This is a genomic window from Desulfosalsimonas sp. (genome assembly GCF_055149105.1).
Genome location: NZ_JBSRLA010000008.1, coordinates 33,232 through 55,379, shown reverse-complemented (window position 1 = coordinate 55,379; position 22,148 = coordinate 33,232). Strand labels below are relative to the sequence as shown.

The window sequence follows — 22,148 nt, the reverse complement described above, 5'->3', positions numbered from 1 at the left end:
TCTTCCAATCAGTGGGGGATATTTTTATCGGAATTCGCACTTGAAATCAACTCTTTCTCCCGGCCGGGAAACCCGAAAACATCGCAAAACATATGACAACAGCCCAAAAGCCCGGAAAGCAGGCGTAACCCATGAAAAACGAACTCATTGACCTTTTGTGCAAAAAATCATTTCAATTCTCCGAAGAGCCGGTTTTCAAGCTGGCCTCAGGACAAACGAGCCATTATTACATCAATTGCAAACCTGTCACGCTCAGTTCCCGGGGGCTTTATCTCATCGGGCACCTTGTGTTTGACGCTTTAAAAGACCGCTCCATTGAAGCGGTGGGCGGCATGACATTCGGCGCAGACCCCATTGCAGTGGCCGCATCCCTGATCTCGGGAACCCGGGGCGCACCGTTTGCGGCCTTTTCCATCCGCAAAACCCAAAAGGACCACGGCATTGTCAAGTGGATTGAGGGGGATCTGTCGGCCGGACAGCGGGTGGCAATCGTTGAAGACGTGGCCACCACGGGCGGATCATCACTGAAGGCCATAGAAAGGGCCCGAAGCGAAGGGCTTTTCGTGGATTGCGTGGTACTGCTGGTGGACCGCGAGGAAGGGGGAGCGGAAAATATCCAAAAAGCCGTGCCCGAAGTCCGCTCCATTGTCACCCGCACCGAACTGCTGGCCGCCTACCGGGACGGCCAGTAAGCCGCGCACGCGTCATCGGATTCCCAGACATGGACCCGGGAGACAAAAATCCCTTCTCCGGGCTCAATGCGCTCGGTAAAGGCATCGGCAATGTAGCGGGCAATGGTTTCCGAAGAGGGATTGGCATCGGCAAAGGCCGGCAGTTCGTTTAAAAACTTGTGATCCAGGCTGTCAATGATTGCACCGAGCCGTTTCTTGATGATGCCGAAATCCATTAACACCCCGGAATCCTGCAGTTTTTCCCCAGCCACGAAAAGCTCCACCTTCCAGTTGTGGCCATGGAGGTTTTCGCATTTTTCCGTGACCATCTTCAACTGGTGAGCGGCGGCAAACCGGTTGACCACTTTGAGTTCGTACATCTAAGCAATTCCTTTTGTCAGGTTACCGCGTCCGCTGTTGTTGCAGGAAGGAAGCCCTGCGGCCGGGGTTCCTTGGAAGTCTCAAATCGGAGATAACCGCCAACCAATAAACAAATAACTTATTGATTTTACTTAACACTTAATCACTTAAACCTTAACACTGCCTGTAAAAAAGACTTTTTACAGGCTCATCAGGACTTGGCGGCTTTGGCCGATTTTGCGGACTTTGCCGACCCGCCCCCGGTTTTGGTGAAAATCCGTTTGATCCTGGATGTCAGTTTTTCAGATTCCAGCTCAAGATACTCGTGCATGAGCTCTTCCTGACGCTTGCTCATGTTTCTGGGGGTTTTAAGGATCACCTCCACGATCTGATCGCCTGGCAGGCCCGTGCGCAAAGACGGGATCCCGTAATTGGTCAGGCTGATGGTATCGCCGTACTGGGTGCCTTTGGGCACCTGGATGGTTTCTTCACCCGTGAGCGTAGGCACCACAATTTCATCTCCCAGGGCCGCCTGAACAAATGAAAGCTCCACCTTGCAGACAACGTCGTTTCCCCGGCGCTCAAAGGTTTCATGGGGCTTTACATGGATGAACACGTACAGATCCCCGGGAGGACCGCCGTTGACCCCGGGCTCGCCTTCTCCGGCCAGCCGCAGCCGGGAGTCGTTGTCCACGCCGGCCGGTATTTTCAATTCCACTTTTTTTCGTGCCACCACCTGTTTCTGCCCCTGACATTTGGGGCAAGGATCGGTGATGATGGTGCCCTGGCCCCGGCACCGGGGACAAACACTTTTAACGGAGAAAAAGCCCTGGCTGCGCACGAATTGTCCGGTGCCCCTGCACTGATCACAGGTGCGGGCCTCGGTGCCGGGCTTGGCGCCGGAGCCATGGCATTCGTCGCACACCACCATTTTCTCCAGGTCCAGCTCGGTTTCCCTGCCAAAAGCGGCATCGTTAAAATCAATTTTTAAGTCATAGCGCAGATCCGAGCCCCGCCTGGCACGGGTTTGTCCACCACGGCCACTGGCGCGGAATCCGAAAAAATCCTCGAAAATGTCGCCAAAGCTGGAAAAAATATCCTCAAAATCCCGAAATCCGCCGGCCTGGCCGCCTCTGCCGCCGTTTTCAAATGCCTGGTGGCCAAACTGGTCATAAAGCTGCCGCTTTTCCGGATTGGAAAGCACCTCATAGGCTTCTGCGGCTTCCTTGAATCGCTCTTCAGCCTCTTGATCACCGGGATTTCGATCCGGATGATACTTCAGGGCAATTTTACGGTACTTGGTTTTTAATTCAGCGGAATCAACGTTTCTGTCAACGCCGAGAACCTCGTAATAGTCCCGTTTTTCACTCATATCTGGTTAACCGGTTTTCTGTTGTGGGTTTTGTCGCCCGCTGTTGCGGTGCAACGAATTTCTTATCAAATTTCGCGGAAACAAAGCAAGGCTTTTGCAACCTGTACATGTTGTGCTATGAAAAGTATCAAGCCAAAGGCGGCAAGATAAATACACCAGGATGTAACAACAGGACAATAATGCATCAAATGGAATTGTCAATGAGCAAAAATAATCCTCCGGGCTTTGTCAAAGGCATGTTTGGCGCCATTGCGCCTTATTACGATTTTTTAAACCGGCTGCTGAGCATGCGGCAGGATGTCTATTGGCGGCGGCGGCTTGTGGCAGCCATGGATCTTGGCCAAAACGCCAGGGTCCTGGATGCGGCCTGCGGCACCGGAGACGTGATGCTTGAAATATGGCGCCAGAAACCCGGCGCCCGGGTTTGCGGCATTGATTTTTCAACAGAAATGCTGGGCATTGCCGCCAGGAAAACCAGGCAGGCGGGCAGAAACCCAAACGGCCTGCTGCTGGCTGCAGACGTCCTGCACCCGCCATTTGCAGAGCAAAGCTTTGACGGTATCTCCATTGCGTTCGGCATCAGAAACATCGCCCGGCGGGACCTGGCCCTGGAACAATTTTTCAGACTGCTGCGGCCCGGCGGGATGATGGCCGTACTTGAACTGTCCACACCCCGTCCCGGGATACTGCGGGAATTGTACCTGCTTTACTTCAAAAAAATCCTGCCGGCCGTGGGGGGGCTTTTTTCCCAAAACATGCGGGCTTACCAGTATCTGCCCGAGTCCGTACTCAGCTTTCCCAGGCCCCGGGCTTTTGCCGGGCTCATGGAAAGCGCCGGGTTTGAAGATGTGGGCTGGAAGGGACTATCCGCTGGTATCGCCACCCTTTACAGCGGGCGGAGGCCCGGCTGAGACAGGCCTGGCTTTTATTCACAGGTAAACGGATAAAAATGATAAAAGCAATACCCCCCCGGATCCGACCAGGCGGCCTCGGTTTCAGCCATGCACTGCCCGATCATCTGCCGGGAGGTTTCCTCGTAATCCGGCCGGCTTTCCTCTTTTTTCTTGCAGGCCATGCAGATGGGTGCATGGGTGTAAACTGAAAGAATGCGCCGGTCAGCGGCGCCAAGGGCGGCATTGCACCGGGTGCAGGAAACCGCGCAGGACAGATCCTTTTCCCATTGTTCCGTCATCACCATACCCCTTAATCTGTTATGGTTTTCAAAAGGCTTTTTACGTTTCAGAACTCCCGGTTTTTCTCGGGCCTCCCTATCCCCGCCGACAGCTGTCAGAACTGGTATTTTTCCTGAAGATCCCGCAATTGGCGGATATACCGCTGCTGAAAAATCAGGTCTTCCTGGACCGCAACATCATTTAACACCAGCTTGATATGAGGCCGGATGTCAATGCCGTGGCGGTTTAATCCCTGCTCATTGGCCAGATCAAGGATCAGCACGGAGTAGTACCGAATCAAAGTGCGCACCACGGGATGCCGGCGCATCAGATAGCTCTTGCCCGAGAGGGTATCAAGGAAAAACCCGGCATAACGATACAGGCTTTCCTCCGAAATACAATCCTTTGAACTCTGCCTGCAGCACTGCTTATAGACGTAGTAATCGTAAAAATCAGCCATTGCCGGCTCCACCACGTCCTTTTCCGACTGCAGGATTTCCAGGACCAGTTCCACCCGCTGTTTGTTCAGGGTGCGGAAAAAATGGGCCTGATTGCGCATCAGGCTCACCAGGTCCCGGGTTTCATCATTGATCAGAGGCGGTTTGGCAATCAGGTCCGCCAGGATCTGTTCAAAGACATCATAGGATTTCTGTTTCTGTTCAGAGCCCCTGGACCCGACATTCCGCTTTTTATCCAGGTAGGCAAAAAACGCCTCGATTTTGCGCTCAAGCCGGCGGCAGGAGGAACTTCGGGATTCCATGCCAGGGCTTTCACTCAACACCGGCTCCCCAAAGACTTCCCGCATCCGGGACTCAGAGAGTTCTTCGGATTCGCGACGGCCGGATTTTTTTTCCAGCCAGTCAAGCACCTGTTTCTGCTCGATCTGCTCCCGTTTTTGCTCCTGCTTTTGCCGTTCCTGCCGGACAGCCGAATCCACCCGGTCTTCATGCCACTGCATGAACCGATGCCATGCCAAAAACGCCAGAACCCCAAGCAAAAAAAGAATAACAACAACAACGACAATCCTGTGCATTCTTGAACTGAAACTCAGGTTTCCCATAAGGATGCATCCCTTTTCCGGCAGGTTGAAGTGTGCTTTCAGCGCCCGGCATCAGCGCCCCAATATTGTCCAACAAATCCCGGCAACAATATGTGATAAAACTAGGGCTTTTTTGGCTCGTCGTCAAAGGTGATTTTGCCGTTTTTCGGAATCTGCATTGCGATCAGGAAGAAACAGTGCGCGCTTTTAATTTTTTGCCGGGAATTTCTTTTGCTTGCCAGGCGCGTCAGCCATGGCCAGTTTTGACGAATCGGCAAGAGAAGCATAGAGGTTTTCCAGATGCCCCTTGGTAGCCAGAAATCTTTGCATTTCATCGCCTTCCAGGCCGCGGCCCGGCGGAGCTTTCAGAGTGGAGGGATTAATGCTTTTGCCGGCATGCCGGATTTCATAATGCAGGTGCGGTCCGGTGGATCTGCCGGTGGAGCCGACATAGCCGATGGTCTCGCCCTGTTTGACCCGTTTGCCGGATTGAATACCGTCGGCATGCCTGCTCATGTGGGCATACACGGTTTCATAGTTATTGGGATGCCGGATATGCACATAGTTGCCGTAAGAGCCCCGGGGACCGGCATAGGTGACAACCCCGTCCCCGCCTGCCATAATGGGCGTGCCCCTCGGGGCTGCAAAATCCAGCCCCTTATGCATCCTATTGTATCCGAGAATCGGGTGCCTGCGCATGCCGTATCCCGAACTGATGGCAGCACCGTCAATGGGGGTGACCATCAAAGCCTTGCGCACACTGTTGCCCTCGGAATCAAAAAACCTGGCATTTCCGTCCTGTGTTTCATGCCTGTATACCCGAAGGGTCCTGCCATTGGTCCGAATGGCGGCGTACAGAATATCTCCGGCTTCAACCCGCCGGCCTTCGGGGGTGGTTTTTTCCTCGTATAAAATTTCAACCCGGTCTCCGGAGTGCAGGTCACGCTGAAAATCCACATCATAGGAATAAACCCGGATCAGTTTCATTAATACCGAAATGGGCAACCCCTGATCCCGGGCCGCCTGGTAAAGGCTGGAACTGACCTCTGCAGCAAACCGGGCCGGACGTTTCTGCAATTGACGCTCCACCCTGCGGGCTTTGAAACAGTGGTCATTGCCGCGCATTACCTCAACCTTGGTTTTGGCATCCAGTGAAAGCGTTAACACCTGCAGCATGTCGCTTCCCTGAGGCCCCCTGACAAAACCCATGGACAGTTCCTGGCCCTGGCGCAGTTGCGCCGGATTAAAAACCGGCCGCATTGCCTGTGTCAAATCATAAGCCTCCCGGCCGGCCAGGCCGTTTTTGCGCAGAATCTGAAAAAGCGTGTCCCCTGCGGCCACCGTAACCCTGATTTTCTCGAGACTGGAGGCAAAATCCTGATCCCATACCTGCCGGGCACCGGGATGGCTTTCCATGGCCGCCGGTTCCGATGAATCCTGGCGGTTGGCCGGCGCCGAAACATCGGCCCGGACAGGGTCGAGCCGTTTTTTGTCCAAGTCGCGGTCTGTATCCGCCCGGGCCGCGTTTTTTTCCGTGCCGGCACCAGGACGCGGATTATTGACCAAAGAAGCATGTATATCCTGAAACGCCAGATACGCGCACAAAAACAGGACGACAGCCAGAAATGCGCCGGCCGGCTTTTTTACCGCTGTTTTCCCGGACCGGGAACGCTTCAGGCAGCGCATGCAGCGCCGGTATTCATAGGGTGTATAAAGCATATGTTTTTTCCTGCTGCCTTTCAAATGTGCGCCCCGGCTGACAACCCCAAAGCTTGTCCGGTGCGCATAATCTCAAAATAAAATACCGGTTTGCTGGAAAAATTTCAACCCCTGAAATCAAATAACACACCCGGAAGCACTGTTTTGCAACCCTGCTTTTGACACTTTTCGGTGCTGTCCGGCAAATTCTTTACAAGTGTATACAAAATTGCTATAAAACACAACCTTTGAAAATTGCATGAAAATATAGGTACACTGATCTGCACTGCAAGGGACGGCCCGTGCGGTCCTTATTAATGGAAAGGAGTTTTTGTATGGCAAAAAAAATTGCGTTGGTTTGCGATTCCACCGCTGATTTCCCCCCGGGAATGGCGGAACAGCTGGGCTTAAATATTTTGCCGGTCCACATATTTGTAAACGGCAAGGATCACCTCCACGGCAAAACCATCAGCAACGCTGAGGTACTCAAAAATCTGCGGAAAAAAAAAGAGGTCTACACCACCCCGTTTTATCCCTTTGAATGCACTCAGCTCTACGACCGCCTGCTGCAGAAGTACGACGAGGTGGTTTCTTTTCATCTGTCCAAACATATTTCCGGAAACTACAAAAGCGCCTGTGCAGCCCGGCAGTTTATGGGCGAAAAAGACGCCGCCCGGGTCCACATTCTGGACCTGGAAAATGTGGCCGTCAGCCTTGCGCTTGTGGTTAAAAAGGCAGCAGAATTTCTCCGAAACGGAACATCTCCGGCCTCCCTGGAAAAAGCCCTGGAACCTTACAAAAAAAATGCTTTTCTGAGCTTTACTGTGGACAATCTGGTCTGGCTCAAAAAAGGCGGGCGGGTTAATGCATTTGACGCATTTGTGGGCAATATGCTCGATTTCAAGCCCATCATTGAACTCAAGGAAGGCCGGCTGAATCCGATTGACCGGCACCGGGGCAAAAAGCCCGCTTTAAAGCGTCTGGTTTCAATGGCCGAGGAAGCTTTCAACCGGTTTAACGGAAAATGTGAAATCTTGATGGGCTATGCCGGCAACCTTGAAGAGGTTATGGTAACCCGGGAAAAGCTGGCCGCAGCCGTGGGCAAGCCGGCTGACAGCATCCCCATGGCAGAAGCCGGCGCCACGATATCCGTGCACACCGGTCCCGGCAGTGCCTTTGTTTCCCTGCTGCCCCGGCAGGCCTGAAAGGTGTTGAAATGAACGAGCCGGCTTTTCAAAGCGCCGTCCAAGCCGCCGCCGCGATCCGGGACGGCCGGATTTCTGCCGCGGAGATGCTGGATTTATACCTAAAGCGGGTCGAACAATTTAACCCGCAGCTAAACGCCATTGTCCAGACCTGTCCGGAGGCCGCACGAAAACGGGCTCAGCAGGCAGACGAAGCCCTGGCCCGGGGCCTTTCATGGGGACCGATTCACGGGGTGCCCGTAACCATCAAGGATACGCTGGAAGTCCAGGGCATGCCTTGCACCTCAGGGGCACCGGCATTGCAGAACCACATGCCCGGAAACAACGCCGAAGTGGTCCGGGCCTATCTGGATGCAGGGGCCGTGATTTTCGGCAAAACCAACGTTCCCCTCTACGGCGGCGACCTGCAGACCTTCAACAAGGTCTACGGCCAAACCAGCAACCCCTGGAACACCCAGCGCACCCCCGGCGGATCGTCAGGCGGGGCGGCAGCCGCCCTGTCTGCAGGGCTCACCTGCCTGGAGATCGGAAGCGATATCGGCGGATCCATCCGCACGCCGGCTCATTTCTGTGGAATTTACGGCCACAAACCCAGCTACGGCATTGTTCCGCAGAAAGGACACATCCCGCCGGCACCGGGCCTTTTCACCGGCGAGCACGGCAGCAGTACCGACATAATGGTGGTGGGCCCCCTGGCCCGAAGCATTCAGGACATTTCCCTGGCAATGGAGATCCTGGTTGCCCCTGAGCCGGCCCAAAGACGCGCCTGGCAAATCCGGCTGCCCGAGGCCCGTAAAAACAGTTTAAAGGAGCTGAAAATCGGACTCTGGTTAGATGATCCTGCGTGTCCGGTAGACAATTCAGTGGCAGATGTCATCCAGGCCGCAGTGGACAACCTTGCCGGCAATGGCGCGGATATCCGCAGAAGGCGGCCGGATGTGGATTTTGCCCAAAGCCATGACTGTTTCTTAAGCCTTCTGGCCGGGGTCATGGGCACAGACACGCCTGAGAAGTATTTTGCCAAATGGCGCGGGAATGTAAAAAACCTTTCCGCAGACGACCAGTCCTACCTGGCCAGACATCTTCGGGGGGCCACCCAGCTTTACCGGGACTGGGAAATGAGAAACCGACAGCGCCAGCAAATCCGGCAGAAATGGGCGGATTTTTTCGGCGAATTTGACGTGCTGATCTGCCCGGCGGCGGCCGTGCCGGCAATCGAACACGATCACCAGTATGTTTATGACCGGCGTATCAACGTAAACGGACAGCCGCTGCCCTACATGAACCTGATGGGATGGGCCGGTCTTATCGGGGTGGCTTGCCTGCCTTCCACGGTTGTTCCCGCAGGCTTTACAAACAACGGCCTGCCCGTGGGCATCCAGATCGTGGGCCCTTATCTTGAAGACCGCACCCCGATTAAAGCCGGAGAGCTGTTTGCCGATGTTCTGGGCGGATTTACCCCGCCGCCGGAAATTTTCCGATAATAATTTTGGGTCTTGACATTGACGGCAGGACCGGCTATAAACAGTGCAAAATCTGCGGCTGAAGTCGTTTGATAGGGCTTGCAGGCTCTTTTTTCCATTTCTTTCAGAAACGCATCTGGATTTTGCGGTTTAAGCAAAATTGATGTGCCGCCTACAAAGCCACGAAGGCTCTTGCTTTACAATAAAGCGCCTTTGTGGCTTTTTTTGATTCAACCCAAGGAAAGGAAAACACCCCATGCGCAAATGGTTTTCAACCCTGGCCGCCCTGATCGCAGCAGTTGTCATCTTTGCACCCGTACCCGGGCAAGCCCATTTCGGTGCCATTATTCCCTCAGAAGACATTGTCACCCAACAGCACGAGGGAGACCTCGCCCTTGAAATCAAGTTCCTCCACCCCGTGGAGATGGAGTATATGGAAATGGAAAAACCCGAAACCTTCGGGGTGATGCACAATGGCAAAAAAACCGATCTCACAGGGCGCCTGAAACCGGCTGGCGGCAAAAGTCCGGGCCAGAAAAAAAACGATACCTTCTGGAAAGCCCTCTACCCCATCCAGCGGCCCGGGGATTATACGTTTTACACCGAGCCCAAAGCCTACTGGGAGCCGGCAGAGGATCTGTTTATAAAGCATTACACCAAGGTCTGCGTAAACGCCTACGCACTGGAGCAGGGCTGGGACCAGCCCGTGGGCCTGGAAACCGAAATCGTGCCCCTGACCCGGCCCTACGGCCTGTGGACGGGCAACGTATTTACCGGCCGGGTGCTGGTAAACGGCCAGCCCGCAGCACACGCTGAAGTGGAGGTGGAATATCTCAACGAATCCGCCGGAGACAGCGGGTATATCGAGCCACCTTTTTCGCCCTATGTCACCCAGGTTGTCCGTGCCGATGCCGGCGGGGTTTTCACCTATGCCATGCCCAAAGCCGGGTGGTGGGGCTTTTCCGCCCTGACTGAAGCAGACTGGACCCGGCAGCACAAGGGGGAGGAAAAAAATGTGGAAATCGGCGCCGTATACTGGGTCCGGACCCGGGACGTGAAATAACACCCGAAAACGGAGGCAATGATGAAAACCCGAACATATTTTCTTGCAGCGGCCGCAGCGTGTTTGCTTTTGTTTGCCGCAAGCGCATCGGCCCACAAGGTCAGCGTGTTTGCCTATGCGGACAGCGGAAAAATCTACACGGAAAGCTATTTTCAAAACGGTGACCCGGTTGCAAACGGCCGGCTGAAAGTATATGACAGCAGCGATAACCTGGTGGCAGAAGGCGAGACCGACAAACAGGGCCTTTTTGCGTTTGAAATCCCCAAAGCCGATGATTTCAGGATTGTCATTGACGCCGGAATGGGACATAAAAGCAGCTTTATCCTGAAAAAATCCAGGGTGGAAGCTGAAATAAAATCCGGGGAGAAGCCATGATGCGAACCAGCGCGATTATTTTCGTGCTCCTTGTATTGCTTGCGGCAGCACCGGGCCCGACCTGTGCCCAAAGCCCCGGGGAAACAGACTGCAAGGCTGTAACAGAACTTCTGGAGAAACAAAACCGCCAGTTATCCGCAGAACTCAGGCAAGTCCGCCGGGAGATTGCCGCCCTTGGCGCCCGGATGGATGAACCCGGCATCCGGGAGGTGTTTGCCGGCATCGGGTACATCCTGGGCCTGTTCGGAGCCGCGGCCCTGGTGGCTGCGCGCCGGAAAGGATAGATCATGCACATTTCTGACGGGGTGCTTCCGGTTTCCGTGACCCTGGGCGGATATGCGGTATCCGCCGCGCTGGCCGCCTGGAGTGCGCGCCGTACCACAAGCGATCAGCTTCCCAAGGTGGCGGTGGTGACTTCCGCGTTTTTCGTGGCCTCCCTGGTGCACATCCCTTTGGGACCCACAAGCGCCCACCTGCTCCTGCCCGGGCTGGCCGGGGCTCTGCTGGGCCCTGTTGCCTTTATTGCAATAGGGCTGGGCCTGCTTTTGCAATGCCTGCTGTTTCAGTTCGGGGGGCTGACGGCCCTGGGCGCCAATGCCCTGATGATGGGGCTGCCGGCCATTGCCTGCGGATGGCTGTTTCAGGCGCTAAAAGGCAACACCCATATGAGACACGCGGCTGCCGGAGCCGCTGCCGGGGCAACGGGTACGGCCATGGCGGCCGTTTTTCTGGCCGGCTTTCTGGCCGCCGGGGGCGAGGATTTTTTCGGCGTGGCAAAAATTGCCATGGCGGCCCATGTGCCGGTCATTGTTATTGAAGGGGCGGTCAGCGCCCTTACCATCGGATTTCTGTTCCGGGTAAAACCGGAACTGCTGGAAACAGGGCTTGTGACTCCCAAAAAAGAATCTCATGACTGAAATTATCCATCATATCCCCCTTTGGTATCTGCCCCTGCTGGTGATCCTGCCCATAACCGCCCTCTGGGCCGGTGTGGCGGGCTTGCGCAGAACCGCCCGGAGAAAAACCGCAGCAGACCGGGATCCGGACTGGTCCGTACCGCCCCTGGCAGATGAAAAACAGGGGGGGTCTTTTCTGCACAAATGGGACGTGCGCTGCAAGATCGTCACCATCCTGATTTTCAGTTTTGTGGTGGCCTCCCTTGACCACCTTGCTGCAGCATTGGCGGCAGTGGTCATATCCCTCTCCGTGGCTGTGATGATAAGGGTGCCGGCTGCCCGGCTGATGCTGCGCTTGCTGGCGCTTGCCGGTTTTCTGGGCATGCTGCTGGTGGTGATGCCGTTTACCGTGCCCCCCCATTCCGGAGACACCCTGGTGGTGTTTGGCGGTGTGGAGTGGCTGACCCTTAATTTTCGGGGCCTGTTACTTGCAGCAACCATCGCCGCCAGGGCTGTTGCCATTGCCATGCTCATGGAACCCCTGCTGTCAACCGCGCCTTTGCCGGTTACCCTCCACGGACTCTGCCGGCTCGGCGTGCCGGAGATGGCGGCCCAGATGGTGTTGTTGAGCAACCGCTACGTTCACGTGTTCAGCCATGAAGCCCGGCGCATGTCAGCGGGCATGCAGGTACGCGGCTTTCGCAAGCGCACAGACACTGCAACCCTGCGCACTGTGGCCAATTTTTTGGGGATGCTGTTTGTGCGCAGTTTTGAACGTACCGAACGGGTATTTGACGCCATGCGCGCCAGGGGCTATCAGGGCCGGTTTCCGGAACCCGTAAAGCTGCGCCTGTGCGCATCCGACCTGTTTATCTGCCTTGCCTGGCTGACTGTTGCCGCGGCGCTGGTGGTCTGGGACCGGATCATATTATAGGGGTACGGATGCATGAAACCCATGAAATAAGAGAACCCCGGCCGGCTTCAGGCCCTTTGCTCTTTAAGGTCTGTGGTTTGTCCTATCAGTATCCCGACGGTACTGCGGCATTGTCCGGGGTCAGCGCGGAAATCCGCCCGGGCGAGCGCGTCGCACTGGCGGGGCAGAACGGTTCGGGAAAAACAACCCTGATAAAACTGCTCTCAGGACTGCTTGCCCCTGCCGGCGGGCAAGTCCGGTACAGGGACAAGCCCCTTGCAGGAGAAAACCTGGATCGCGGCCGGCTGGAAATCGGGGTGCTGTTTCAGGACCCGGACGATCAGCTTTTCATGCATACGATAATTGAAGATGCGGCCTTCGGCCCCCGACAGCAGGGTTTGCCCCAACAGGAAGCCCAGCTGGCCGCCGGCCGGGCCCTTGACCGGGTGGGGCTTTTGCACCTGGCCTACAAGGCGCCCCACAACCTGAGCTTTGGCCAGAAAAAGCGCGCCGCCCTGGCCGGCCTTCTGGCCATGGAACCCCAAGTGCTGCTGCTCGACGAACCCACGGCCAACCTGGATCCCGGCCAGGAACAGGTATTTTTGGACCTGCTCAAGGATTTTTCCGGCACCCTGATCTGCATCAGCCATGATCTGATTTTTTTATATGAGCTCTGCCAGCGGGCCATCGTCCTGAACCACGGGATGGTGCAGCACGACTATACCATGCGCGAACTGGTCTCCCAGCGCCGGACCCTGCGCGAACACGGCCTGGATTTTTCCTTCCGACTGGTGGTTGCACCTGAAAGTCCCGATGCCGGTCCGGATGATGCCAGCTGCCGGCTCCGGCCGGTTTCGGCAAAAGACCCGGGCCGGGCACTTGTGCAGCTGCAGAACTATTGCTACCGCTATCCCGACGGCACCCCAGCCCTGCAGGGCATTGACCTGCTGATCCGCAAAGGCGAACGCATTTCCATTGTGGGTGAAAACGGTGCGGGCAAAAGCACCCTTCTGTCTTGTCTCACGGGCCTGTGTCAGGGACGGGGAGAGTATCTCTACGACGGAAAAACCGTCACCGGGCGGACACGAAAGCGCATATGGCGCAAAATCGGCATGGTTTTCCAGGATTGCGCAGACCAGCTTTTCTGCTCAACCGTTCGGGAGGAACTGTCATTCGGCCTGCGCCAACTGGGCTGCACCCGGGCCGAAACTGCAGCCCGGGTCTCCGAAGCCCTTTCGATGGTGCATATGGAAGGCTATGAAGACCGCGTCCCCCTGCATCTGTCCGGGGGAGAACGCCGGCGGCTGGCCCTGGCCTGTGTTCTGGTCATGGAGCCGGAACTGCTGATTTTAGACGAGCCCACAGCAGGCCTTGACCCCCGGGGGGAACAACTGCTGCTCGACATTCTGCAAAAGCTCCACACAACCCTTTTGCTTGTGAGCCACGACATCTTCTTTATCCAACAGCTCACCCGCCGAACCCTGGTGATGCACCAGGGAAGGATCATGGAAGACCTGCCCATGCAGGCCTTCATGGAAGACCAAAGGCTCGGGGATTTAAACGGATTGTCCTGCATGTACAGGCTCAGGTGCACCAGAGACATCCGGGCCCTGCAGCACGAACATGAGCACACCCACGAGCATCAGCACCTGCACACCCACCCTCACCGGCACGGAGACATGGTGCACGAACATCTCCACGAGCATACCCACACCCATGCCCACCGGTTTGTTCACACCCATCCGGGCCGGGACCAAAGCCACGACCATGCCCCGCGCCGGTACCACGAGCACGATCATGCCGGCCATGAGGCCCAACCCCATGAGCACATGCACAAACAAACAGACAAAACGGCCTGAAGACCGCATTCATCCATTTTTTCAATCATTGTTTGCCGTTCAATCGCACTTGATCAGGCACACATGATCATCGATGTTATCTGTTGGTCATCAAAGCCCTTCAGTGCAATGGCCCCCGAGCGGCAGGAAGCCGCGCACAATCCGCAGCCCTTGCACAGAGCGGATTCAATTTCAGCCTTGTCGGTTTTTTCACTAAACCTGGGGGCGGAATAGGGGCATACAGACACACAGACCCCGCAGCTGCTGCAAAGCCGGGGATTAACCTGGGCCACGGTGCCGCTTACCGGAATGGATCCGGCTGAAAGAAGCGTTACCGCCCTTGCGGCTGCAGCCTGGGCCTGTGCGATTGATTCGTCCACGGGTTTGGGGCCGTGGGCCAGACCGCATAGAAAGACCCCGTCTGTGGCAAAATCCACAGGCCTTAATTTCAGGTGGGCCTCAACGTAAAAGCCGTCGTCATTCTGGGTTACTTTGAAAAATCTTGCCAGGGGATCGTTTTTCTCCCGTACTATGGCAGCGGCAAGAACAAGCATATCCGGGGAAAGTACCATTTTGCGCCTTAATACAAAATCTGTGAAACTTACCTTAAGGCAGCCCTTTCCATTGGTTACATCTAAGCCTTTGTCAAAATTGTAACGAAGAAACCTGATCCCTTTTTGCCTTGCTTCCCTGTAGAGATCCTCTCTTAATCCATAGGGGCGCATGTCCCTGTAGATGATAAAAACTTCGGTTTCAGGTTTGTTTTCTTTGAGCTCAAGGGCGCTTCTTATGGACTGGGCGCAGCACAGCTTTGAGCAATATGGCCTTTCGGGAATCCTGGAGCCAACGCACTGGATAAAAACGGCTGTCTCTACGTTATCCAATGATTCATCCCTGCGGGCAAGGCGGGCTTGGAGTTCAAGGCCGGTTATCACCCTGTCATCTGTTCCATACAGATACTGACCTTCGGGTTTAAGCTCCGAGGCACCCGAGGCAATTATTGTCACACCGTGATCAAGGACCTCCCGGCAGCCCTCTTTTTCTAGGGTCGTTCCAAAGGCGCCCACAAACCCGTCCACCTTTTTGATGGTCGAGCCGGCGTGCACTGTTATGCCTGGATTTTTTTCAACTTTTTCCACCATCTCCTTTACAAAGCCGGCAATGTCTTCGCCTTTCCAGGTTTTATACAAGGACAGGGCATTGCCCCCCAGGCGGGCCTGGCGTTCCACAAGATCCACCGCATAACCTTGTTGGGCCAGATTATCTGCGGCAATCATTCCGGCAATACCCCCTCCGATAACCATTGCCCGCTGGTTTATCTGCAGGATCGGCTCTTTTAGGGGTTGCACCCGGGCTGCTTTTGCCACAGACATTTTCACCAGATCCATAGCCTTTTGCGTGGCTTCTTCCGGTGCCTGTTTGTGGACCCAGGAGCACTGATTTCGGATATTGACCATTTCAAAAAGATATTTGTTGATACCGGCGCTTTGAAGCGTTTCCTGAAAAAGGGGTTCATGGGTCTTGGGCGAGCAGGCCGCCACCACAATGCGGTTGAGATCTTTTTCCCGGATAAGTTCCGCAATTTTGTCCTGGGTACCCTGGGCGCAGCTGAACATGTTTTGTTCAGCGTAAACCACATTGGGTAGTTTCTCTGCAGACTCAACAACTGCTGTCACATCCACCACCCCGGCAATATTGGTGCCGCAGCAGCAAACAAATACACCGATACGGGGCCGATCCCCGGCAACATTTTTTTCCTTTTTCACTTCCTTTGTCTTTGTCAGGCGCCATCTTGAGCCGGAAAGCCTTGAACCCGCCACTCCTGCAGCCGCACTTGAATCAATAACAGATGACGGGATATCCTTGGGACCCTGGAAGGCCCCGCATACATAAATTCCGGCAACAGAGCTTTCAACCGGGGAAAAACTGCTTGTTTCCGCAAAGTTGTAATGGTTGAGATCCACACCGAGTTTTTTGCCAAGCTCAGCCCCCTGATTTGTGACACCCAGACCCACTGAAAGAACGACCATGTCAAATTCTTCTTCGCACCTTTTCCCGGATTCATTGATATAGCGGATCAGGTGCCCGCCGGTGCCGTCCACCGGGAGCGCTTCTGTGACTTTGCTTTTGATAAACCGGATGCCCGCTTCCTCCTTTGCCCGGTTATAGTATTTTTCAAAGTCTTTGCCGTTTGTTCGGATATCAATGTAGAAAATTGCCGTATCAAGGCCTGACTTGCTGTGCTCCTTTGCCAGCATCGCCTCTTTGATGGCATAGGTACAGCACACCCCGGAGCAATAACCTCTGGCCCCGATATGCGCGTCCCTGGAACCTATGCACTGGAGCCAGGCAATTTTTTCCGGTTCCTTTTCGTCCGAGGGCCGGACGAGATGGCCCCCGTAAGGGCCGGATGCCGAAAGGATTCTCTCAAACTCAAGGCTTGTGACAATATTGGGATATTTTTTATACCCGAAGGTGTCGTGTACGGCCGGGTCGAAGGTTTCAGCGCCCTGGGAAATCACCACGGCACCGACATTAAGGAAAATATCTTTTCTTGTATCCTCATAGTCAACCGCACCAGTCGGACATTTTTTCCGGCAGATTCCGCATTTGCCCTTGGTCAGCTTAATGCAGGACTCAGGATCTATGGCATACTTAAGCGGCACTGCCTGGGCATACTGAACATAGATGGCTTTGCGGCTGGCAAGGTTGCCGTCGTAAGAATCGGGAACGCTGGTGGGACATTTTTCAGCACAGAGACCGCAGGCGATGCATTTGTCCATATCCACATATCGTGGGTGCCGGGTTATACTTACTTCAAAGTTGCCTTCCTCGCCTGATATGGTGTTTACCTCTGAGAGGGTCAAAAGCTCTATATTGATATGGCGCCCCACCTCGACCAGCTTGGGCGAAAGAATACACATGGAACAATCATTTGTGGGAAAAGTTTTGTCCAGCCGGGCCATAACCCCCCCGATGGAAGCACTCTTTTCCACCAGAAAAACCTTATACCCCGAATCAGCGAGGTCCAGCGCGGCCTGAATTCCGGCAACGCCGCCGCCCACTACCATTACAGCTCCGACAAGTGGTTTTGACATATGGTTTGTCTTTCAGATTCTGTGAACAGTGACGTTTTTGTGCGCCGCGCTTTTAATCAGATTCGGCCCCAGATCACTTATCTTTTTTACAATCTCATCTGCGATCTCTGCAAACCGAGGCCCCATGGCAGATGAAAGGTTGTACATGCCAACCCTTTCCGGATCCATGCCAATGGCACAAAGAATCTGTTTGACCGCAAACACTCTTTTTTCCGCCCGGAGATTGCCTTGCAGAAAATGACATTCACCTTTCAAGCATCCGGCCACAAAAACGCCATCCACACCGCTTTCCAAAGCCTTTAGCAGATGAATGACATCAACCCGCCCGGTACACGGGACCTGGAGAATTTTTATATTGGCCGGATACGTCAGCCGCATGGACCCTGCAAGATCAGCTGCGGCATAGGCGCAATATCTGCAACAAAACATCAATATCTCAGGTTCAAAACCGGTTGTCATTCTTCCTCCGTTTCCGATGCACCGAACTTAAATTGCCGGTGGTCTTATCCTGTTCACAAAGGTTTCCCATCAATTAATCTATGCCACCAGACAAGATTGTTTTGCCAGGATCTGCCTGTCTGTAAAATGTTTCAGGGTAATAACACCGGCAGGGCATTCAGCTGCGCACACCCCGCACCCGTGACATTCTGCCGGATTGATATGCGCCCGCCCGTCTTGTACATACGGCACCCCATAGGGACAGCTTCTCACACAAACCAGGCAGCAGGCGCAACGTGAAGGCTCCTGCAAATCCGCCACCACGCCGCCCACTGCAATGTTTTTTCTTGAAAGTATGGTTGCGGCCCGGGACACAACCGCTTTTGCCTGGGCGATACTTTCTTCAACAGGCTTTGGGCAATGCCCAAGGCCCGCCATAAAAATGCCTTCCGAAGCAAAATCCACGGGTCGGAGTTTTGCGTGCGCTTCCACAAGAAAACCATCGGAATTGACAGGCACCTTCAACAATTCAAACAGTTCCCTGTTTTCGTTTGGTATGACCGCTGCAGCCAGCACAAGCAGATCCGGACGGAGTTCCAAGGGGATCTGCAGCACATGATCTGATATGGTCAGATGGAGACAGCCCTCATCTGTTTGCCGTACCGCGGGTGGATTATCAGCATCATAGCGTATAAAGACAATGCCGGCATTGCGGGCCCGGCGGTAAAGATCCTCGCGAAAACCGTAAGTGCGGATATCCCGGTAACAAACATATATACAGATATCCGGATTTCGCTCCTTGAGGGCAAGGGCGCTTTTTATGCTGTGAGTGCAGCAGACTTTGCTGCAATAAGGCCTTTCTTCGTTTCTGGCGCCCACACACTGAATAAACACTGCAGTTGCGGCATCGTCAATTTTCGAAGCACCGGTCCGCAGGGCGGCATCCAGGTCCAGATGCGTCATGATTCCGGAGTGCTGGCCGTATAAATATTCAACCGGCTTGTATTCCTTTCCACCAGTGGCCAGGATGGTGACACCATGGGAAATGTTTATTGAAACCGGGGCGCCTTTGCTGTCTTTACTGATCAGTCTGGTTGAAAAATTGCCGATTACGCCACTGGTTTCAACCGGTTCGGCATTGAGATAAGTCCGGATCAGAGGATGGCCGGTCACCTCACGGATCAGTTCCGCCACATAAGATCCAACAGGCTCGCTTAACCAGGTGGTGTTCAGCTTAAGGCCCACACCTCCAAGGCGGCCGGTCTTTTCTGCAAGATGCGCACTAAACCCCTGCCTGGCGATGCCAAGGGCGGCCTCCATTCCTGCAATCCCCCCGCCCACCACCAGGGCCGCGGGCGTTACCGCCATGTCCACCTGATGCAGAGGCTCTGTGCAAACAGCTTTGGCAACGGCCATGCGCACCAGGGCTTTTGCCTTTTTTGTAGCCCGCTCAGGCTCGTTCATGTGCACCCAGGTGTTTTGATCGCGAATATTGGCCATTTCAAACAAGTACGGATTAAGTCCGGCTTCGCGGATGGTTTCCTGAAACAGGGCTTCATGGGTTCTGGGGGAGCAGGATGCCACCACAACACGATTGATACCCTTTTCAATAATCACGTTTTTCATCTTGTCCTGGGTATCCTGGGAGCAGGTAAATAAATTGTCTTCCACGTGAACCACATTCTCAAGCGTTGCCGCATAATCACGAACGGCCGGCACATCGGCAATACCTCCGATATTGATGCCGCAGTTGCATACAAATACGCCCACCCTTGGAGGCGCCTTGGAAACATCTGTCTCGGCAGGCAGGTTCACAGACATGGTCTGGGTATGACGTCGGGCTGAAAGTCTTTCTGTGGCAAGGCAGGCTGCTGCTGAAGCTTCCATGACAGAAGCCGGAATATCTTTTGGCTCCTGAAAGGCGCCGCATGCAAAAATGCCATCCTTGGATGTGCAGACAGGCGCAAGGGCACTGGTTTGAGCAAAACCATGGTTGTTTAATTCAATACCCAGGCGGCCGGCAAGGTCTGCAAGGCTTTTATCCGCCTCCAGGCCGACTGAAAGAACCACCATATCAAAAGATTCTTCAATCAGATCCCCAGAATCAGTGGCATGGCGAAGACTGAGGCGCCCGTTTTCCACGGGCGCCACCGTATGGACCCTGGAACGGATAAACCTGACCCCGCTTTCGGTCTTTGCCCGTTGATAATAGCGCTCAAATTCCTTACCAAAAGTCCGCATATCCATGAAAAAAATTGCCGTGTCCAGGTCATTCGGACTGTGCTCTTTTGCTATAACCGCCTGTTTTCCGGCATACATGCAGCAAACCGATGAGCAATAGGAATGGTCGCACTTATTGATATCTCTGGAGCCCACGCATTGAATCCAGGCTATCTTTTCCGGTTCCCTGTGATCCATGGGCCTGACCAGGTGGCCCCGGAAGGGGCCTGAAGCCGACAGGATGCGTTCGAATTCCAGGCTGGTGACAACATTGGGATGTTTTGCATAAGCATACGTATCCAAACCGGATGGATCAAATGCCGTAAAACCGGGAGCCAGTATAATGCCGCCCACATTGATCACACGGGTTTGTGCTTCCATGGAATGATCCACAGCGCCGGCAAGGCATGCCTTGACACACTGGTAGCATTCAGAGCAGATGCCGCACTTCAGACAACGCTCGGCTTCCGTGCGGGCCTCGTCTTCGTTGTAGCCGAAAGAAACCTCCAGAAAATTGCATTCCCTGGCTTCGGGATCCAGACACTTAACAGGGGTGCGCTCCTTGTGAGCTACGTTGATGATGTCGGGCTTTTCATAGGTCCATTCCTTTTTTCTGCCTTCATGCAGATCCAGGCCGCTGATATAGCGGTGAATGCTTTCAGCCGCCTCTCTGCCGCAGGCCACGGCATCCACCACAGACTTGGGCCCGTAAAAGGCGTCGCCCCCGGAAAAAACCCATTCCATGGGACTCTGCAAGGTAATTGGATCGCCTTCCAGGCCCACAGGGTTCATGGGAACATTCTGATCTTGAAGATCCGAGGTGTCTGCTGCCTGGCCGATGGCCACAATCACGGTGTCGCCAAAAAAGGCCTCACAGGCATTTTCGTCATACCCCGGGTTAAACCGTCCGTCCCGGTCAAAAACCGCAGTGCAGGTCTTAAACTCGATGCCGGAAAATTTGTTTTCCTTGTTTATGAAAAAACTTTTTGGTCCGTAGGAGTTGACAATTTTGATGTCACTTTCCAGGGCCTCTTCAATCTCATATTCCCAGGCCGGCATTTCTTCGCGTTTTTCCAGACAAACCATGGTCACATTTTCAGCCCCTTTTCGTTTGGCCGTCAATGCCACGTCAATGGCCACATTTCCGCCGCCGATTACAAGTACATCCTTGCCGACGGGCACATCATTTCCCAGGGCTGTTTCCCTCAGGAAATCAACGCCCTGAAGCACGCCCTCGGCATCCTCGTTTTCAATACCGAGGCTGCGGCCCTTGTGAAGTCCTATGGCCATAAACACTGCCGAATAGCCGTCTGCCTTCAGGCTGTCAAAAGTGATGTCTTTGCCGAAAGTCACTTCTGTCTTTATTTCAACGCCCTGCTCGGAAATGATATCGATTTCCCGCAGGAGAATGTCCCTGGGAAGCCGGTACTCAGGAATGCCCACGGCCATCATGCCGCCGGCAACAGGCAGTTTTTCAAAAATGGTAACACCATAGCCCCTGCGGGCCAGAAAAGAAGCTGCGGCAAGGCCTGCCGGGCCTGAACCGATAACAGCCACTTTTTCGTCGCGTTTTTTTTCTCCTGCCTGAGGAAGGACTTTTTCGCCCGCCTGGGTTTCCCAGTCAGCCAGAAAACGATGAAGCTCCCGGATGGCCAGGGGCTGGTCATAGTCGTTTCTGGTGCAGGCGCTTTCGCAGGGATGATGGCAGACCCGGCCGCAGACCCCCGGAAACGGATGGGCGTCCCGGAAAAGCGCGACAGCTTCCCTGTATTTACCCTGGTTGATTAAGGCAATATAGCCCTGAATGCTGACATGGGCCGGACAGGTCGCCTTGCACGGGGCAATGGATCGTTTTTCAATTGCGTAGGCAGCGGGCATGCCCTGGGGATAGAGCTTGTATATTGCCTTGCGGCTGCCCAGTCCCTGATTGAAATCATCAGGGCGTTCAACCGGACATACTTGCCCGCACTCTCCGCATGAGGTACACTTTTCCATATCCACGTACCGGGGCTGCTGCAAAACTTCCACGTTAAAGTCCCCGGCGCTTCCGGACACCGAACGCACCCGCGCATAAGACAAAAGCTCGATATTGAGATGCCGGCCGGCTTCAACCAATTTCGGGGATATCACACACATGGCGCAGTCATTTGTGGGAAAAGTCTTGTCCAGCTGGGCCATAACCCCGCCTATTGCCGGCTTTTCCTCCACAAGGTATACCCGGAAACCTGAATCAGCCATATCCAGAGAAGCCTGGATTCCGGCTATTCCTCCCCCAATGACCATTACAGCTCCAACGGGCTGGTCCTGATGATTCACAAGAGCCTCCA

General features: G+C 54.6%; 18 protein-coding genes. 10 read left to right on the top strand and 8 right to left on the bottom strand.

Features of this window, described 5'->3' with window-relative positions; genetic code table 11:
• Positions 1-131 precede the first annotated feature (131 nt).
• Positions 132-692 (top strand): orotate phosphoribosyltransferase, encoded by a 561-nt coding sequence (gene pyrE, locus ACTCIA_RS03200; RefSeq protein ID WP_463000359.1) that lies wholly within the window; start codon positions 132-134, stop codon positions 690-692.
• Here pyrE and queD read toward each other — a convergent pair.
• Both queD and dnaJ read right to left on the bottom strand, forming a co-directional pair.
• Entirely contained in the window at positions 674-1,051 is a 378-nt protein-coding gene (queD, locus tag ACTCIA_RS03195; protein ID WP_410270149.1) for a 6-carboxytetrahydropterin synthase QueD, read from the bottom strand. The two genes, pyrE and queD, sit on opposite strands and share 19 nt — an antisense overlap.
• 191 nt (positions 1,052-1,242) lie before the next feature.
• Complete coding sequence (gene dnaJ / locus ACTCIA_RS03190) at positions 1,243-2,403, bottom strand: molecular chaperone DnaJ (RefSeq protein ID WP_463000358.1); 1,161 nt, start codon at positions 2,401-2,403, stop codon at positions 1,243-1,245.
• 200 nt (positions 2,404-2,603) lie between these two features.
• On the opposite strand from dnaJ, the gene ubiE reads away from it, so the two are divergent.
• Positions 2,604-3,314, top strand: a complete 711-nt coding sequence (ubiE, locus tag ACTCIA_RS03185; RefSeq protein ID WP_463000357.1) for a bifunctional demethylmenaquinone methyltransferase/2-methoxy-6-polyprenyl-1,4-benzoquinol methylase UbiE — start codon at positions 2,604-2,606, stop codon at positions 3,312-3,314.
• Positions 3,315-3,328: 14 nt separating this feature from the next.
• On the opposite strand, the gene ACTCIA_RS03180 is transcribed toward ubiE, so the two are convergent.
• From ACTCIA_RS03180 to ACTCIA_RS03170, 3 genes are all read right to left on the bottom strand, one after another.
• Positions 3,329-3,595 (bottom strand): hypothetical protein, encoded by a 267-nt coding sequence (locus ACTCIA_RS03180; RefSeq protein ID WP_463000356.1) that lies wholly within the window; start codon positions 3,593-3,595, stop codon positions 3,329-3,331.
• A gap of 95 nt (positions 3,596-3,690) precedes the next feature.
• Positions 3,691-4,533 (bottom strand): hypothetical protein, encoded by an 843-nt coding sequence (locus tag ACTCIA_RS03175; RefSeq protein WP_463000355.1) that lies wholly within the window; start codon positions 4,531-4,533, stop codon positions 3,691-3,693.
• A gap of 288 nt (positions 4,534-4,821) precedes the next feature.
• Positions 4,822-6,333 (bottom strand): peptidoglycan DD-metalloendopeptidase family protein, encoded by a 1,512-nt coding sequence (locus ACTCIA_RS03170; RefSeq protein WP_463000354.1) that lies wholly within the window; start codon positions 6,331-6,333, stop codon positions 4,822-4,824.
• 314 nt (positions 6,334-6,647) lie between these two features.
• Here ACTCIA_RS03170 and ACTCIA_RS03165 point away from each other — a divergent pair, with 314 nt between their 5' ends.
• The 8 genes from ACTCIA_RS03165 (at position 6,648) to ACTCIA_RS03130 (ending at position 14,086) form a co-directional block, all read left to right on the top strand.
• A complete protein-coding gene (locus ACTCIA_RS03165; protein ID WP_463000353.1) occupies positions 6,648-7,517 on the top strand; it encodes a DegV family protein in 870 nt (289 codons plus the stop codon).
• Between the two features lie 11 nt (positions 7,518-7,528).
• Positions 7,529-9,001, top strand: a complete 1,473-nt coding sequence (locus ACTCIA_RS03160; protein ID WP_463000352.1) for an amidase — start codon at positions 7,529-7,531, stop codon at positions 8,999-9,001.
• Positions 9,002-9,236: 235 nt separating this feature from the next.
• On the top strand, positions 9,237-10,043 hold the full coding sequence (locus ACTCIA_RS03155; RefSeq protein ID WP_463000351.1) for a DUF4198 domain-containing protein: 807 nt from the start codon (positions 9,237-9,239) through the stop codon (positions 10,041-10,043).
• A 21-nt stretch (positions 10,044-10,064) separates the two neighbouring features.
• The gene (locus tag ACTCIA_RS03150; RefSeq protein WP_463000350.1) at positions 10,065-10,418 is read left to right on the top strand and encodes a carboxypeptidase regulatory-like domain-containing protein; all 354 of its coding nucleotides are present in this window, start codon (positions 10,065-10,067) and stop codon (positions 10,416-10,418) included.
• Complete coding sequence (locus ACTCIA_RS03145) at positions 10,415-10,702, top strand: hypothetical protein (RefSeq protein ID WP_463000349.1); 288 nt, start codon at positions 10,415-10,417, stop codon at positions 10,700-10,702. Before ACTCIA_RS03150 ends, ACTCIA_RS03145 begins: the two co-directional genes overlap by 4 nt.
• Before the next feature lie 3 nt (positions 10,703-10,705).
• Complete coding sequence (cbiM, locus tag ACTCIA_RS03140) at positions 10,706-11,335, top strand: cobalt transporter CbiM (protein WP_463000348.1); 630 nt, start codon at positions 10,706-10,708, stop codon at positions 11,333-11,335.
• Positions 11,328-12,248, top strand: coding sequence for a cobalt ECF transporter T component CbiQ (gene cbiQ, locus ACTCIA_RS03135; protein ID WP_463000347.1), 921 nt, complete (start codon positions 11,328-11,330; stop codon positions 12,246-12,248). The genes cbiM and cbiQ overlap by 8 nt, the downstream gene beginning before the upstream one ends.
• Positions 12,249-12,256: 8 nt before the next feature.
• Positions 12,257-14,086, top strand: coding sequence for an ABC transporter ATP-binding protein (locus ACTCIA_RS03130; RefSeq protein ID WP_463000346.1), 1,830 nt, complete (start codon positions 12,257-12,259; stop codon positions 14,084-14,086).
• A gap of 53 nt (positions 14,087-14,139) precedes the next feature.
• Here ACTCIA_RS03130 and ACTCIA_RS03125 read toward each other — a convergent pair whose 3' ends face one another.
• The 3 genes from ACTCIA_RS03125 to ACTCIA_RS03115 form a co-directional block, all read right to left on the bottom strand.
• Positions 14,140-17,163 (bottom strand): FAD-dependent oxidoreductase, encoded by a 3,024-nt coding sequence (locus ACTCIA_RS03125; RefSeq protein WP_463000345.1) that lies wholly within the window; start codon positions 17,161-17,163, stop codon positions 14,140-14,142.
• Between the two features lie 12 nt (positions 17,164-17,175).
• Positions 17,176-17,622, bottom strand: a complete 447-nt coding sequence (locus ACTCIA_RS03120; RefSeq protein WP_463000344.1) for a hydrogenase iron-sulfur subunit — start codon at positions 17,620-17,622, stop codon at positions 17,176-17,178.
• Positions 17,623-17,700: 78 nt separating this feature from the next.
• Complete coding sequence (locus ACTCIA_RS03115; RefSeq protein ID WP_463000385.1) at positions 17,701-22,104, bottom strand: FAD-dependent oxidoreductase; 4,404 nt, start codon at positions 22,102-22,104, stop codon at positions 17,701-17,703.
• Positions 22,105-22,148: the final 44 nt, after the last annotated feature.

Excerpts from the sequence above, each read along its gene's own strand:
- ACTCIA_RS03180 (WP_463000356.1), bottom strand. The coding sequence starts at position 3,595 with ATGACGGAACAATGGGAAAAGGATCTGTCCTGCGCGGTTTCCTGCACC.
- ACTCIA_RS03120 (WP_463000344.1), bottom strand. The coding sequence starts at position 17,622 with ATGACAACCGGTTTTGAACCTGAGATATTGATGTTTTGTTGCAGATAT.
- ACTCIA_RS03130 (WP_463000346.1), top strand. The coding sequence starts at position 12,257 with ATGCATGAAACCCATGAAATAAGAGAACCCCGGCCGGCTTCAGGCCCT.
- dnaJ (WP_463000358.1), bottom strand. The coding sequence starts at position 2,403 with ATGAGTGAAAAACGGGACTATTACGAGGTTCTCGGCGTTGACAGAAAC.
- ACTCIA_RS03170 (WP_463000354.1), bottom strand. The coding sequence starts at position 6,333 with ATGCTTTATACACCCTATGAATACCGGCGCTGCATGCGCTGCCTGAAG.
- ACTCIA_RS03125 (WP_463000345.1), bottom strand. The coding sequence starts at position 17,163 with ATGTCAAAACCACTTGTCGGAGCTGTAATGGTAGTGGGCGGCGGCGTT.
- queD (WP_410270149.1), bottom strand. The coding sequence starts at position 1,051 with ATGTACGAACTCAAAGTGGTCAACCGGTTTGCCGCCGCTCACCAGTTG.
- ACTCIA_RS03150 (WP_463000350.1), top strand. The coding sequence starts at position 10,065 with ATGAAAACCCGAACATATTTTCTTGCAGCGGCCGCAGCGTGTTTGCTT.
- ACTCIA_RS03165 (WP_463000353.1), top strand. The coding sequence starts at position 6,648 with ATGGCAAAAAAAATTGCGTTGGTTTGCGATTCCACCGCTGATTTCCCC.
- pyrE (WP_463000359.1), top strand. The coding sequence starts at position 132 with ATGAAAAACGAACTCATTGACCTTTTGTGCAAAAAATCATTTCAATTC.
- ACTCIA_RS03115 (WP_463000385.1), bottom strand. The coding sequence starts at position 22,104 with ATGGTCATTGGGGGAGGAATAGCCGGAATCCAGGCTTCTCTGGATATG.
- cbiM (WP_463000348.1), top strand. The coding sequence starts at position 10,706 with ATGCACATTTCTGACGGGGTGCTTCCGGTTTCCGTGACCCTGGGCGGA.
- cbiQ (WP_463000347.1), top strand. The coding sequence starts at position 11,328 with ATGACTGAAATTATCCATCATATCCCCCTTTGGTATCTGCCCCTGCTG.
- ACTCIA_RS03175 (WP_463000355.1), bottom strand. The coding sequence starts at position 4,533 with ATGCAGTGGCATGAAGACCGGGTGGATTCGGCTGTCCGGCAGGAACGG.
- ACTCIA_RS03145 (WP_463000349.1), top strand. The coding sequence starts at position 10,415 with ATGATGCGAACCAGCGCGATTATTTTCGTGCTCCTTGTATTGCTTGCG.
- ubiE (WP_463000357.1), top strand. The coding sequence starts at position 2,604 with ATGAGCAAAAATAATCCTCCGGGCTTTGTCAAAGGCATGTTTGGCGCC.
- ACTCIA_RS03160 (WP_463000352.1), top strand. The coding sequence starts at position 7,529 with ATGAACGAGCCGGCTTTTCAAAGCGCCGTCCAAGCCGCCGCCGCGATC.
- ACTCIA_RS03155 (WP_463000351.1), top strand. The coding sequence starts at position 9,237 with ATGCGCAAATGGTTTTCAACCCTGGCCGCCCTGATCGCAGCAGTTGTC.